Below are 14,344 nucleotides of genomic sequence, written 5' to 3'. Positions count from 1 at the left end.
GTCACCCGTCGCCGCCCGCGGCGCAGCCCTCGTGCCACCGGCCGCCGCGCGGCCCGGGCGCGCGACTCGGCCCGCCCGCCGGCGCGGGCGGCTGACGCCCCCGGCCACCGGCCGGGGCGCAGCCCCCGTGCCGGCCGTCGCCGCCCGGTGCCGGGGCGTGGCACACCCCGCTCACCCCCGAGGGGGCCGCTGATGGCGGCCGCCCTCACCCCCCAGTCGTCCCCCTCCCCGTCCCCCTCCCCCGCCCGCGGAAAGGCGAACGCCATGCCCCGCAAGCCCGCACGCGTCGTGGCGCCCTGGGTTCGGACCCGGTTGCGGACCGCGCCGGGTGCGGCCGCTGCCTTCGGGCTGCTCGTCCTGGTGACGGCCTTTCTCGCGGCGGCGCTGCCGCGGACCGTCGACGGGTACGAGACGGACGGGCTGCGGCACGCGATCAGCACCGCCCCGGCGCACCGCACCACGATGACGCTGACCGCGCCCGCCTCGCCCGAGAAGGCGGATCAGCTCAGGCCCGAGAAGATGCGCGGGACCCGGGACAGGCTGACGCCGCTGCTGCCCGCGCCGCTGCGCGCGGACCTCGGCGGCTCGGCGTACGGGGTGCGGAATGTCAAGCGGATCCCGGCCCTCGACCCGTGGCTGCCGCAGCCGGACGGGCTGCCGCCCGAGCTGCTCCTGGACGCGCCGGCCGACCTGGCCGAGCACGCCACGTACACGGCGGGCCGCGCCCCCAGGACGGGCGCGGACGGCGGCATGGAGGCGGCAGTCACGGCGAAGACCGCCGGAACACTGGGCCTGAAGCCCGGTTCGGTGGTCCACGTGTCCGGCACGGACGGCGCGCCGAAGCCGGTCACCATCACCGGCGTCGTCGAACCGCGGGACGCCGGCCGCCCGTTCTGGACGGTCGACCCGCTGCTGCACACCCCTCTCCGGACGGCCAAGGGCGTCGTGGAACCCAAGTGGTACTGGGTGGCCACGCTGATCGTGTCGCCCGAGAGCGGGCCCGAGCTGACCAGGACGCTGGGCCAGCCCGAGCGGTACTGGCGGTACGCGCCCGCCACGGGCCATCTCACCGCGCAGGACACCGAGCGGCTCGCCGCCGCGCTCGACTCGGCCGCCGCCGGGCCCGACGTCGTACGGATGCGTGAAGTCGTCGGCGCCAACGCCCAGTTCGCCACCGGCCTCGACGACGTGGTCACCGGCTACGCCGGTCTGCGCGGCGCCATCGCGTCGGTGGTCGCCGTCGCCGCCTTCGGCGTCGGCGCGGTCGCGGTCGTCGTGATCGCCATGACCGGCGGCCTGTTCACCGCCCGGCGCCACGCCGAACTCGCGCTCCTTCGCTCCCGCGGCGCCTCCCTGCCCGGCATCGGCGGGCGGCTGCTCGGCGAGACCGCCGTGGTCGCGGTCCCGGCCGCCGCGCTCGGTCTGCTGCTCGCCGTCGCGCTCACCGACGCACCCGGTGCGCGCCTGTGGCCCGCCTGCGCGGCGGCCGGGGCGTTCGGGCTGCTCGGCGCCCTGGTGCTGCCGGTGCGCGCGGTGTTCCTGCACCGGCGGCCGCAGCTGCACGGCGGGCGCGAGGACCTGATCGCCGCCCGGCCGTCCCGGCGCCGCACGGTCGCCGAACTCACCTTCCTGGTCCTCGCGGTGGGCGCGGTCACGGCGCTGCGCCGCCGCGGCACGGGCTCGGGATCGGAGTCCACCTCCGCCTCGGTCGACTACCTGGTCAGCGCCGCGCCGGTGCTCGTCGCGCTGATCGCCGCGTTCCTGCTGATGCGGCTGTATCCGCTGCCGCTGCGCTGGGCCGCCCGCCCGGCGCGCCGGCTGCGGGGCCTGATCGGCTTCCTGTCCCTGGCCCGGGCCGGCCGGGCCTCGGCGACCGGCGCGCTGCCGCTGCTCGCCCTGCTGGTGGCGCTGACCACGGCCGCCGTCGGCGGTGCCGTGCTCACCGGCGTCGCCGACGCCCGCGACCGGGCGGCCCATCTGGCGACCGGCGCGGACGCCCGGGTGTCCAACGACGTCGGCTGGACGCCGCTGCCCGCCGGGATCGCCGAGACGGTACGGGACTTCCCCGGGGTGCGGGAGGTGGCGCCCGTGCAGATCGAGTACGGGCTCGAACTGCCGTCCCGGAACGGCTCGACCGACCACGGCATGGGCGCCCCGCTGGTCGGCGTCGAGCCCGCCACGTACACGCGCCTCGCGGCCCGGACCGGCTTCGGCGCCTTCCCCGCCGACCTGTTGAAGTCGACCGGCACGGGCGGGCCCGCCAATGTCGCCAACAACGCCCGGGTCATCCCGGCGATCGCCTCACCGGCGGTCGCCGAGCGCCTGGGCGACCAGCCGATGGAGATCACGGCGGCGGCCGGCCGCTTCCACGTGAAGGTGGTCGCGGTGCGCACCGTCACGCCCGCGCTGCCCGACAAGGACTTCCTCCTCGTCAACGCCGACGACCTGGTCAACCGGGCGCCCACCACGCTGCTCGTCACCGGCGGCGGGGGCGGGACCGGGGGCGGAGGCGGGGCCCTTGACGGCCCGGCGCTGCGCGCCGCGGTCACGAAGCAGGCCAAGGGCGGCCACGTCGACCTGGCCGCGGAGAAGCGCGCCGCGTACGTCGACTCCCCGATGCAGACCGGGGCCGAGTCGCTCTATCTGGCCGCGATCGGCGCGGGTGCCGGGTATGCCGTGCTCGCCGTGCTGATCTCGCTGCTCCAGATCGCGCCCGAGCGGTCCGTGCTGCTTGCCCGGCTGCGCACCCTGGGCCTGACCCGCGGCCAGGGCAGGCGGCTGCTCGCGCAGGAGGCGCTGCCGCAGGCGGTGCTCGCGGCGGTGGGCGGCGCCGTGGTCGGCTGGGCGACGATCCTGCTGCTCGCGCCCGGGGTCGATCTGGGCCGGCTCGCGCTCGCGGGGGCGCCCGAGGAGGCCGTGGGGCTCGGGGCGGTGCTGCGGGCGGACGTCTGGTCGCTGGGGCTTCCGGCGGCCGGTGTGCTGCTGCTCGCGGGCGGGGCGGCGGTGGCGCAGGCGTGGTGGGCGGCGCGCAAGGGCTCGATCCAGGAACTCAGGGCAGGAGACGCACGATGACGACGACGACCCCGGGGGCCGCCGGCTCCGGGACCGCAGGACCGGGGACCGCAGGATCAGGGACCGCAGGATCGGGGATCACCGGTCCTGGGACTGCCGGTCCTGGGACCACCGGTACGACCCTGGAGGAGCTGGAGCGGCAGGCCACGGCCCACCGCGACCGGCCCTCGTACGGGCATGACGCGCTCATCGCCTGCGACCGGGTCGTACGGATCTTCACGACGGACGGGGTGGAGGTGCAGGCCCTCCAGGGCCTCGACCTGCTGGTGACCGAGGGCGAGCTGATGGCGCTCGTCGGCGCCTCCGGCTCCGGCAAGTCGACCCTGATGAACATCCTGGCCGGGCTCGACGTGCCGACCGCCGGCGCGGCCAGGGTCGCGGGCTGCGACCTGCTCGCCATGGACGGCAAGGCGCGGCTGCGCTACCGCCGCGAGGTCGTCGGCTTCGTCTGGCAGCAGACCGCGCGCAACCTCCTGCCCTATCTGACGGCCGCCCAGAACGTGGCGCTGCCGATGCAGTTGAAGGGCGGCCGGAAGGGCGGCGCCCGGCAGAAGGCGCGCCGGGCCGAGGAACTGCTCGCGATGCTCGACATGACCGAGCACGCCGACCGGCGCCCGCACCAGCTGTCCGGCGGCCAGCAGCAGCGGGTGGCGATCGCCGTCGCCCTCGCCAACAACCCGTCGGTGCTGCTCGCCGACGAGCCCACCGGCGAGCTGGACTCGGCCACCGGCGAGCAGGTCTTCGCCGCGTTCCGGCGGGCCAACGAGGAGCTGGGCACCACGATCGTGATCGTCACCCACGACCAGGCGGTGGCCTCCGAGGTGCGCCGTACGGTCGCCATCCGCGACGGCCGCACCTCCTCCGAGGTGCTGCGCCGCACCGAGGTGGACGAGGCGGGCCAGGAGTCCCTGGTGGCCCGGGAGTACGCGATGCTCGACCGCGCCGGCCGGCTCCAGCTGCCCGCCGAGTACACCGAGGCCCTGAACATGCGGCACCGGGTGGCCCTGGAGCTGGAGCAGGACCACATCGGGGTGTGGCCGGACGACGCGAGCTGAGCGGGGCCGCCGGTCCGGGCCGGGCGGGGCTGCCCGTTCTACCGCAGGGCCAGGAGCCCGGCGGCGGTGGGCCTGAAGCCGCACCGCTCGTAGAAGGCGGTGAGGTGCGGCTCGAAGTCGACGTGCAGCCAGTGCGCCCCGCGCTCGCGCGCGGCCTCGGCCGCTCCGCGTACGAGGGCGACTCCGAGCCCCTGCCGGCGCTCGTCGGGGTGGACGGTGGTGTCGAGCACGAACGCGTGCGCGCCGCCGTCCCCGACGACGTTCACGTACCCGACGAGCCTCTCGTCCCGCCAGGCGGTGACGTGCAGCAGCCGGCGGGCGAACACGGGCCCGAAGTCGGTGTCCCGGTGGCCGGGCCAGGAGGCGTGGAAGAGCTCGTCGAGCGCGTCGGAGGTCAGCTCGGCGTCGACGGCGAGCGTCAGCCCCGTCATCGAGTGGAGGCCAGAGTGACGGTCAGCGACGTCGGTACCGTACGGAGCGCCACCGAGCCGTACGGGGTGCGCAGGCGCAGCCAGGGTCCGGCGGCGAAGAGTGCCACCGGGAGGTCCGCGCCGGCCTCGCCGGGGAGGTCCGGCAGGAAGCCGAGGGACTGGGCCGCGTGCACGGCACGCAGCGGCAGCCCGGTGCCGGACAGGGTCCGGGACCAGATCTCGCGGCCGATGCGGTCGCGTTCGGCGCGGGTGCGCCGTTCTTCGGGCAGGGCCTCGTCGCGGGCCCGGAACTCGGCCACGGCCGCGCCGACCGCGCCGCGCATCGCGGCGGCGTCCGGCAGTCCGGCGACCGGCTCCCAGCCGGCGCGCGGCGGCAGGACCCCGGCCCACGGCGGGCCGGTGACGGCGTCGGGGACGACGGCCTTGCCCGCCGACTCCTCGATGCCTTCGAGGAGTTCACCGGCGGAGACGGTCACGTCCAGGTCGACCGCGTCGACCAGGCGCGCCGTGCGGATCGCGATCACCTCGAACGACGGCGGCCGCCCGAACACGGCCAGCGCGCCCCCGCCGCCCTGGAGGCGGACGGCGGCGGCGCGGTCGTAGTGCAGCAGGCGGCGCAGGAAGGCGGCGAGTCCCGCCGCCTCCCGGGCGTCGTCGAAATGCAGCGGCGCGAGCGGAGTCACGGGGCCGAGGTCATCCCGTCGTCCAGGTACTCCTTGAGGAAGTACTTCTCCTCCTCGGAGATCCGGCGCGGCCGCTGCGTCTCCAGGTTGAACGGCACGACGACCGTGGACGCCCGTACGTAGGTCACGTCGGGGTCCTTGATCTCGTACGCGATCGTCAGCGAGGCCGCACCCATCTTCGTCACCCAGGACTCGATGGTGACCGGCTCGTGCCGGTGCACCAGGGGGCGCAGGTAGTCGATCTCGTGGCGGGCCACGACGGACCCGCCGGAGAACGACGGGCTCCCGTCGCCCGGCGCCAGCCGGAACATGAAGTCGATCCGGGCCTCTTCCAGGTAGCGGAGGAAGACCACGTTGTTGACGTGCCCGAAGGCGTCCATGTCCGACCAGCGGAGGGGGCAGGAGTAGATGTGCCGAGCCATGAGCTGATCAGCCTCGGGTCAGCTTCTTGTAGGTGGCGCGGTGCGGGCGGGCCGCGTCCGGGCCGAGGCGCTCGACCTTGTTCTTCTCGTACGACTCGAAGTTGCCCTCGAACCAGAACCACTTGGAGTCGCCCTCGTACGCGAGGATGTGCGTGGCGACCCGGTCGAGGAACCAGCGGTCGTGGGAGACGACCACGGCGCAGCCCGGGAAGTCGAGCAGCGCGTTCTCGAGCGAGGACAGGGTCTCGACGTCGAGGTCGTTGGTCGGCTCGTCGAGGAGGAGCAGGTTGCCGCCCTGCTTGAGGGTGAGCGCCAGGTTGAGGCGGTTGCGCTCACCGCCGGAGAGCACGCCGGCCGGCTTCTGCTGGTCCGGGCCCTTGAAGCCGAACGCGGAGACGTAGGCGCGGGACGGCATCTCGACCTGGCCGACGTTGATGTAGTCCAGGCCGTCGGAGACGACCTCCCACAGCGTCTTCTTCGGGTCGATGTTGGCGCGGCCCTGGTCGACGTACGAGATCTTGACGGTCTCGCCGACCTTGATGTCGCCGGAGTCCGGGGTCTCCAGACCCTGGAGCATCTTGAAGAGCGTGGTCTTGCCGGCGCCGTTCGGGCCGATCACGCCGACGATGCCGTTACGGGGCAGGGTGAAGGACAGGTCGTCGACCAGGACCTTCTCGCCGAAGGCCTTGTTGAGGTTCTCGACCTCGACGACGATGCTGCCGAGCCGCGGGCCCGGCGGGATCTGGATCTCCTCGAAGTCCAGCTTCCGCATCTTGTCGGCCTCGGCGGCCATCTCCTCGTAGCGGGCGAGGCGCGCCTTGGACTTGGCCTGGCGGCCCTTGGCGTTGGAGCGGACCCACTCCAGCTCTTCCTTGAGGCGCTTCTGCCGCTTGGCGTCCTTCTGGCCCTCGACCTTGAGGCGGGAGGCCTTGTTCTCCAGGTACGTGGAGTAGTTGCCCTCGTACGGGATGGCGCGGCCGCGGTCGAGCTCGAGGATCCACTCGGCGACGTTGTCGAGGAAGTACCGGTCGTGGGTGATGGCCACGACGGTGCCCTTGTACTGGGCGAGGTGCTGCTCCAGCCAGTTCACCGACTCGGCGTCGAGGTGGTTGGTGGGCTCGTCGAGCAGCAGCAGGTCCGGGGCCTCCAGGAGCAGCTTGCAGAGCGCCACACGGCGCTTCTCGCCACCGGAGAGGTTCACGACCTGCCAGTCGCCGGGCGGGCAGCCCAGCGCGTCCATGGCCTGCTCCAGCTGGGCGTCGAGGTCCCACGCGTTGGCGTGGTCCAGGTCGTCCTGGAGCTTGCCCATCTCCTCCATGAGCTCGTCCGTGTAGTTCGTGGCCATCTCCTCGGCGATGGCGTTGAACCGGTCGAGCTTGCCCTTGATCTCCGCGACGCCGTCCTCGACGTTCTGCAGGACGGTCTTGGACTCGTCGAGCTGGGGCTCCTGCATGAGGATGCCGACCGAGTAGCCCGGGGACAGGAAGGCGTCACCGTTGGAGGGCTGCTCCAGGCCGGCCATGATCTTCAGCACGGTGGACTTACCGGCACCGTTCGGGCCGACCACACCGATCTTCGCACCGGGCAGGAAGCTCAGCGTCACGTCATCGAGGATGACCTTGTCGCCGTGCGCCTTGCGCGTCTTGCGCATGGTGTAGATGTACTCAGCCAAGAGAAACCGTCCGGCAAGGAGTGAGTGGGCAGATAGGTCCCATCTTGCCTGACCGAGCCCCGTCGGCGGAAACCAGTACCGCGACGGGTCCCGTGGACGGTCACTTGATGTGACCTTCCGGGCACTCCGGGTGGGTTCCCGGGGGCGCGAAACGGCCCCGCCGCACGGTGCTCGGCGGGGCCGTTCGGTGAGGTCACCCGGTGGGGGTCACCTCACCGGGTGTTCACTGGCCGGCCGTCTTCTTCTTGCGGAGGAAGAAGACCGCGCCGCCACCGACCACGAGGAGCGCGGCGGCGATGCCCGCGATCATCGGGGTGGCGCTGGAGCTGCCGGTCTCGGCGAGGTCGCCGCCACCGGTGGTGCCGGAGCTGGTGCCGCCGGTCGCCGGGGTCTGGGACGGCGACGGGGTGCCGCTCGGGGTCTCGGACGGCGTCGGGCCGGGGGTGGCCGTCTTGCAGTCGAGGACGCCCTCGATGACCTTCTCGAAGCCGTTCGGGCCCGTGACGGTGAACTTGTACGCCTCGTCCTCGGCGACCGGGACGGTGACCGTCTTCGTCTCGCCGGCGCCGACGCTGTACTTCACGCCCTTGAGGTCGACCTCCCAGGCCTCGTCACCCTTGTTGCCGAGGGTGATGTCGACGCCGCCCTTGGCGCAGTTCTTCTCGGCGGTGACGGAGGGCACCACACCCTGCTTCGCCCAGCTCGCGGTGGCCTTGGCGGAGACGGTGGAGGTGCTGGTGCCGGCCAGGATCAGGGTCTGGCTCTTCACCTTGGTGGCGACGAAGGCACGGCCGATCGGGACCGTGGTGTTCGCCTCGACGTTCAGCTCGGCGGTGCCGTCGGCGGTGCCGGCCGGAACGTCGAAGTAGACCTTGGAGCCGTCGGCGACATCGGTGACGGCCTTGCCGTCCTTGTCGACGATCTTCACGCCGGCCGGGGCGCCGGGGGCGAGGGAGACCTTCGCCGTGCCGGAGTTGGTGTTCACCGTGACGGGGCCGAGGCGGCCGCCCGCCTTGCCGGACACGGAGGCCGGGGAGAGGCTCAGGGAGGCGGTGGGCTCGTCGAGCCCGACGGCCTTCTCCTCCAGGTACTTCGTGAGCTTCGCCGCCTCGGCGTTGACCGGAACGGCCTCGACCTTGTCGGAGAAGTGCCAGATCGCGGCCTGGGTGGCGGCGGCGGCGGTCCGCTCGGTGAGCTTCTTGGCGCCGGCCTTCTTGGCCAGGCTCGCGAGGTCGTTCACCTGCGGGTAGGAGTTCTGCAGGATCCAGCGGATCTTGCCGGCGTCCTGGTTGTTGTGGAGCGACGACTGGTCCCAGCCGACCTCCTTGTACTCCTGGCCCGTCTTCGCCCCGGTGTAGAGGTCGATGCAGTAGGTCTGGATGGACCCACCGGACTCGACGTCCATCTCGAACAGGCCCGCGGATACCTTGCGGTGGGAGTTCTTGATCTCGACCGTGTCGTAGATCTTCAGATCACCCAGGGTCGCCGTGGCACCACCTGTGCCCTGGTCGGCCCCATCAGCCATCGCCGGTCCCGCGACGGCTATCGAACCCGCCACGACGAGGCCAGAGACCACGGTCGCGGCAGCAAGGCGCGCAATGCCGCGCCTCCGAACAGAAAACATGGATTTCCCCTCCGTGCGGGCTGCTCCGCGTCATCGATCGAGACGCGTGGGGGGAGCACCCGCCAGCAGACTTACTGCCCCACTGGAAGCAAGTGCCTCTTGAGTATCCGGAATCCTAGGGACGGGGAAGGGCCCTGTGTCCCATCGTGCGATCCGATAACCATACCGACTCTCAATCGTTATCAACGAGGCTAGTTGAGCACGAAACCGCTGGTCACGGTATCGACAAATCCCCATGACGGATGGTCAAGGTGCGGTTACCAGAGGGTAGTCGGCCGCCTTCGCGCCGGTCGGCGGCGGCGTCGCCCAGGGATCGGAGGCCGAGGCCGCCGGGCCGGGCGGAGCCGCCGTGGAGGTCACCATATCCGGAACTCCTTGTTCCGGTACGAGAGTTTGCGTGTCGCCCGGCTGTCGCTCGGGTACCCGCGTCGCGCGCCGGAAGGCCGCCGTCCCCCGCGTCAGGTCGTGCCCCACCGCCACCGCCACGACATCCACGAAGGTCTTCCGACGCCCGTCGACGTCCTCCTCACGCACCTTCAGCCGGCCGTGCACCACCAGTGGTTCGCCCACCGAGACCGAGGCCGCCAGGTTCACCCCCAGAGCGCGCCAGGCGGACACCGTGTAGAAGCTGGTCGCGCCGTCCGTCCACATCGCCCGCTCGCGGTCCCAGCGGCGCGCGGTCACCGCGAAGCGGAACCGGGCGACCCCGCCCGACCCCGTCTCCCGGTACTCCACGTTCGTCGCCACGTTGCCGACCAGCGTCACCGTCGTCTCGTTCATCTGCCCACGCTCCCCGTCCGGTTCCCGAGAGCCGCCCTTCGCCGCCCTCGTGACATCCATCCTCGACCGCACCGGAGAAACCTGCTGAGCACTGTGGACACATGGGCGACTGTGGACAACTCGGCCACCCGAACGGGAGGTTCCGGAGAGGTTCCGCCTCACCGCACCCGCGCGACACCCGCCCGCGCCGGCCCGAACCGGGTGCCGCCGAACCGTCCACCGCCCGCGCCGGCACCCGTACCCCTGCCCCTGTCCATGCCCATGCCGCCCGCGCCCAGCGCCCGGCTCGCCACCCGGGTGGCGCCCGAGGCCGTCACGAACTGCTCGCGCACCTCGCGGTAGCGCATCAGCTCCGCCGCGATCGGGTCGAGCACCCGGGCCCGGCCGCAGGCCGCCGCGGCCTCGCGCAACGCGCGCTCGGCCTCCTGCCCGTAACGCCGCGCCGGTCCCCGTACCGCCGCCGCACAGGCCCACTCCACCAGCGGACCGCCGACGATCCCCGCCACCATGATGAGCACCGGCGGCCAGAGCAGCGGCTCGACCACCCCCACGATCTGGGCCATCAGCCACAGCGCGCCGAAGATCTGCAGGAAGGTCATCACCACCTGGGCGAGCACCGCGGCCGGCCACCAGGCCGGGCGGGGCGGCCGGGCCGCCGGGTCGCCCATCGTCACCGTCAGCTCGTCCAGCGCCTCCGGCAGCCCGTCGGCACCGCGCAGCGCCGCCTCGCGCACCGACTGCGCCCACGGCCCCGGCAGTCCGCGCGCGGCCTCGTCGGAGACGATCCGTACCGCCTGCTCGACCCGCTGACGTGCGGTCAGCTCGTCCTCGACCGGCGCCACCAGGCCCGTATCGCCGCTGCCGTGCGCGCGGACGCGCTCGTACCAGCGGTAGAGCCGCAGCCACGGCGTGCCGCAGGCGCGGATGGCGTTGCGGCGCCAGACCCGTTCGGCGGCCTCGCCGGCCGCCTGCGCGCCGACCGCGACACCGAGCCGGTGGGCGAACTCCTCCCGGGAGCGCTCGCCGAGCCCGGGCCGCCCGTCGGCGACGAACACCGGCCGCAGCCTGGCCGTGGCGGCGTCCACGTCGGCGGCGAGGCGCCGCTCGGGCGCGGTGCGGTCCTGGACGAAGCGGCCGAGGAGCTCGCGCAGTTCCGGCACGCCCTCCCCGGTCAGCGCGGACAGCGGGAGCACGGTCGCGCCGGGCTCACCGTGCTCGCCGAGCGCCATGCCGTCCTCGTCGAGCAGCCGGCGCAGGTCGTCGAGGACGAGGTCGGCGGCCTCGGTGCCGAGCCGATCGATCTGGTTGAGGACGACGAAGGTGATCTCGGCGTGTCCGGCGAGCGGCCGCAGATAGCGCTCGTGCAGGGCGGCGTCCGCGTACTTCTCCGGGTCCACCACCCAGATCACCGCGTCGACCAGGCCGAGCAGCCGGTCCACCTGGTCGCGGTGGGCGGTCACGGCCGAGTCGTGGTCGGGCAGGTCGATCAGGACGAGCCCCTGCAGGTCGGCGTCGGCCGCGCCGCCCGCGAGCGGCCTGCGGCGCAGCCGCCCGGGGATGCCGAGCCGGTCGAGCAGCCCGGCGGCGCCCTCGGACCAGCTGAGCGCGATGGGCGCTGAGGTGGTGGGGCGGCGCAGGCCGGTCTCGGAGACGGGGACGCCCGCGAGGGCGTTGAAGAGGGAGGACTTGCCGCTGCCGGTGGCCCCGGCGATGGCGACGACGGTGTGCCGCGCGGAGAGCCGCTGGCGGGCGGCGGCCTCGTCGAGCACCCGGCCGGCCTCGGCGAGGGCCTGGCCCTCGACGCGGGTCCGGGAGAGCCCGACGAGCTCGTGGAGCGCGTCGAGGCGAGTGCGCAGGGCTCCACCATAGGCGCCGCCGAGGGGCGGGAGGCCGGTCTCGTCGTCGGGCTCGGGCGGGGTGTCCTGGGGGGCGGCGGGGGCGGCTCGCTCGGCGGCGCGGCGGGCGATGAGGCCGTCGTCCCAGCGGGGGGTGGGGGTGGGGGTGGCGGCATCGGGAGTGCCGGGCCCGGAACCGGCGGCTCCGACTCCGGCTCCCACTCCGACTCGGGCTCCGACTCGGGCTCCGGCTCCGGCTCCGGCTCCGGCTCCGGCTCCGGCTCCGGGAGCGTCGCCGGGAGCGTCGCCGGACGCGGCGGACGCGGCGGACGCGGCGGACGCGGCGGACGGCCGTCCTTTCCCGTCCTTCTTCCCCACCCTCCCTTCCCTGCCGTCCTTCGCTTCCCTCACGGCGTCGTCCAAGGCGTCGTCCAAGGCGTCACTTCTCCTTCTGCAGTACGGAGAGCGCGGCGATCAGTTCGGCCTGCGGCTCGGGGGTCACGTCGAGGGCGTCGAGGGGCGCGAGCCGCCGGTCGCGTTCGGTGTGCAGGGCGCGGTCGAGGTACGAGGCGACCAGCGCGCCGCCCTTGTCGCGCAGCCGCAGGGCGCCCTGGGCGCCGAGGAGTTCGGCGAGCCGGTCCCCGGCGGCGCGGGTGCGGCGCCCGCCGAGGAGGCCGGCGGCGAGGAGCGCGGTGAGGGTCTCGGTGTCGGGGGCCGCGGCGGCGGCCGCGCGCTTGCCGCCCCGGGTACCGCCCCGGGTGGCGGCGGGGCGCTCGATGTCCCGTACCTCCTCCTCGACCATCTCCTCCAGGACGCGCCGCCAGCGCCGTACGGTCACGGCGATCCGCTCACCGGCCTCGTGGGCGTCGTCCTTGCGGCCGGGGGCGGCCTTGTGCGACAGCGCGCCGGCGGCGGGTTCGCGCCGCCAGGCGTCCCGTACCCGCTCGTCGGCGGCGGCGACGGCGCACTGCACGAGGGCGCCGAGGGATTCGACGAGGGCGTCGAGGAGTTCCTCGGCGGACGTGTCCCGGGGGTAGCCGCGCCAGCGGGTACGGGCGTCCCCGGCGAGCACGGCGCCGCGCCACACCTGCTCGCGGACCCGCCGCCCCTGGTCCTCGTACGCGGCCTCGACGGCGCCGCCAAGGCGTACGGCGGCGGCGTACTGGGCGGCGACCGCGCCGGCGAGCTCGGGCATCCGGGTGTCGAGGGAGCCGATCACGCCGGCGGCGGTACGGCCGACGGCCTGCTGGCGGGCGGCCGGGTCCTGGGCGCAGTGGGCGAGCCAGCCGCGGAGCGGGGCGACGGCGTTGTCGGGCAGGAGTCCGCTGCCGCCGCCGGTGGACTCGGGCAGTTCGGGGATGGTGAAGCGGGGCAGGTCACCGAAGCCCGCCTTGTCGAGCAGCGCCTCGTACTGCCGGGAGACCTCGGTGATCACCTGGTGGGGCACGCGGTCGAGGACGGTGACGAGGGTGGCGTCGTACTCCTTGGCCGTACGGAGCAGATGCCAGGGGACGGCATCGGCGTAGCGGGAGGCGGTGGTGACCATGACCCAGATGTCGGCGGCACACATCAACTCGGCGGCGAGCAGCCGGTTCTCGACGACGAGGGAGTCGATGTCGGGCGCGTCGAGGAGGGCGAGGCCGCGGGGCAGGGTGGCGGCGGTCTCGACCCGCAGGGAGTTGTCCTCGGGAGGGTCCTCGGCGGGGTGCTCCTCGTCCTGCTGGGGAAGCCAGACGCGGGTCAGCTGGGGCAGGACGCGCATGCCGGCGAACCAGTGGTGGTCCTCGGGGTGGCAGACGAGGACGGGCGTGCGGGTGGTGGGCCTGAGCACCCCGGCCTCGCTGACCCGCCGCCCGACGAGCGAGTTGACCAGCGTGGACTTCCCGGCCCCGGTGGAGCCGCCGACGACCGCGAGCAGCGGGGCGTCGGGATCCTTCAACCGGGGCACCAGATAGTCGTCGAGCTGCGCGAGCAGCTCGGCCCGGGTCTGCCGGGCGCGCGGGGCGCCGGGAAGGGGGAGGGGGAGACGCACGGCGGCGACACGGTCGCGCAGGGCGGAGAGTGCGTCGATCAGCTGAGGCCGTTCGTCCAAGGTCACCACATGCGAAGAATGCCCAATTTTGGAGCCTTTTTGAAGCGTATTGCGGCCGCGCGCGCCGACCGAACGGATGTAGCCGGGCACCCTGGGTGCCGCCCTGGGCATAACGACTGCACAACACCCGGCCCGAGTGGCGCGAAAAGCGCTGCACGAATCGCACCTGCCTGCGATTATCGGACCGCTTCACCGAACCTCCACATCGTGCCACGCAGGTGAAGCACCCGGGCCAGGCCGACCGGACCCCTATCCTTGACCCGGCCACCACCGGCCCCCGTAGCTCAGCGGATAGAGCAGGTGCCTTCTAAGCACTTGGCCGCAGGTTCGAGTCCTGCCGGGGGCGCAACACCGGGACCCTCCTTCGGGAGGGTCCTTTTTGCTGGTCAGGGGCGGTTTTCGGTCGGGGGCGGGACGGGCGAGAAGACGTCACTGGCGGCTTGATCTGTCCGGCTGAAACCGGCCAGGGGCGGCCTCTGGCGGCTGGTTTTCCCGAAAACTTCCCGAAGTTTTGGGTCCGCCCGCAGCCATGCCTCAGTCACACCGGCGTGCCCTTGTGTGTCGATCAACCCCCGCCGGATGACGGTGAGCCGCCCCTCGACCAGGTCGTGCGGCACGCTGGCGCAGCACAGGTACGGATCCCCGACGACAGGCTCGGCCCCCGGCAGCTCAGGGGTG

10 protein-coding genes and 1 tRNA gene are annotated in these 14,344 nt (G+C 73.4%); 3 read left to right on the top strand and 8 right to left on the bottom strand.

Annotated features, from left to right (window positions below; genetic code table 11):
- Positions 1–264: 264 nt before the first annotated feature.
- Positions 265–3,072 carry an FtsX-like permease family protein gene (locus tag AB0C73_RS16565; protein ID WP_362529968.1) on the top strand — a complete coding sequence of 936 codons (2,808 nt, stop codon included), beginning with the start codon at positions 265–267 and terminating at the stop codon, positions 3,070–3,072.
- A gap of 131 nt (positions 3,073–3,203) precedes the next feature.
- Positions 3,204–4,127: an ABC transporter ATP-binding protein gene (locus AB0C73_RS16560; protein ID WP_362530012.1), complete on the top strand. Its 924-nt coding sequence runs from the start codon at positions 3,204–3,206 to the stop codon at positions 4,125–4,127.
- A 38-nt stretch (positions 4,128–4,165) separates the two neighbouring features.
- On the opposite strand, the gene AB0C73_RS16555 is transcribed toward AB0C73_RS16560, so the two are convergent.
- From AB0C73_RS16555 to AB0C73_RS16520, 8 genes are all read right to left on the bottom strand, one after another.
- On the bottom strand, positions 4,166–4,558 hold the full coding sequence (locus AB0C73_RS16555; protein ID WP_362529965.1) for a GNAT family N-acetyltransferase: 393 nt from the start codon (positions 4,556–4,558) through the stop codon (positions 4,166–4,168).
- A complete protein-coding gene (locus tag AB0C73_RS16550) occupies positions 4,555–5,241 on the bottom strand; it encodes a hypothetical protein (RefSeq protein ID WP_362529963.1) in 687 nt (228 codons plus the stop codon). The genes AB0C73_RS16555 and AB0C73_RS16550 overlap by 4 nt, the downstream gene beginning before the upstream one ends.
- Positions 5,238–5,663: a thioesterase family protein gene (locus tag AB0C73_RS16545; RefSeq protein WP_362529962.1), complete on the bottom strand. Its 426-nt coding sequence runs from the start codon at positions 5,661–5,663 to the stop codon at positions 5,238–5,240. Before AB0C73_RS16545 ends, AB0C73_RS16550 begins: the two co-directional genes overlap by 4 nt.
- Positions 5,664–5,670: 7 nt before the next feature.
- Positions 5,671–7,335: an energy-dependent translational throttle protein EttA gene (ettA, locus tag AB0C73_RS16540; RefSeq protein WP_362529959.1), complete on the bottom strand. Its 1,665-nt coding sequence runs from the start codon at positions 7,333–7,335 to the stop codon at positions 5,671–5,673.
- 223 nt (positions 7,336–7,558) lie between these two features.
- Positions 7,559–8,959 carry a Cys-Gln thioester bond-forming surface protein gene (locus AB0C73_RS16535; protein WP_362529958.1) on the bottom strand — a complete coding sequence of 467 codons (1,401 nt, stop codon included), beginning with the start codon at positions 8,957–8,959 and terminating at the stop codon, positions 7,559–7,561.
- Positions 8,960–9,205: 246 nt separating this feature from the next.
- Positions 9,206–9,739: a single-stranded DNA-binding protein gene (locus tag AB0C73_RS16530; protein ID WP_362529955.1), complete on the bottom strand. Its 534-nt coding sequence runs from the start codon at positions 9,737–9,739 to the stop codon at positions 9,206–9,208.
- Positions 9,740–9,897: 158 nt separating this feature from the next.
- Positions 9,898–11,706: a GTPase gene (locus AB0C73_RS16525; protein ID WP_362530009.1), complete on the bottom strand. Its 1,809-nt coding sequence runs from the start codon at positions 11,704–11,706 to the stop codon at positions 9,898–9,900.
- 307 nt (positions 11,707–12,013) lie between these two features.
- Positions 12,014–13,666 (bottom strand): dynamin family protein, encoded by a 1,653-nt coding sequence (locus AB0C73_RS16520; protein WP_362530007.1) that lies wholly within the window; start codon positions 13,664–13,666, stop codon positions 12,014–12,016.
- Between the two features lie 273 nt (positions 13,667–13,939).
- Here AB0C73_RS16520 and AB0C73_RS16515 point away from each other — a divergent pair.
- Positions 13,940–14,012 (top strand) — tRNA-Arg (locus AB0C73_RS16515).
- Positions 14,013–14,344 lie beyond the last annotated feature (332 nt).

The sequence above is a fragment of the Streptomyces sp. NPDC048623 genome (assembly GCF_040650755.1).
GTDB lineage: Bacteria > Actinomycetota > Actinomycetes > Streptomycetales > Streptomycetaceae > Streptomyces.
The sequence above is the reverse complement of the archived record's forward strand: the minus strand, read 5'-3'. Positions and strand labels throughout refer to the sequence as shown.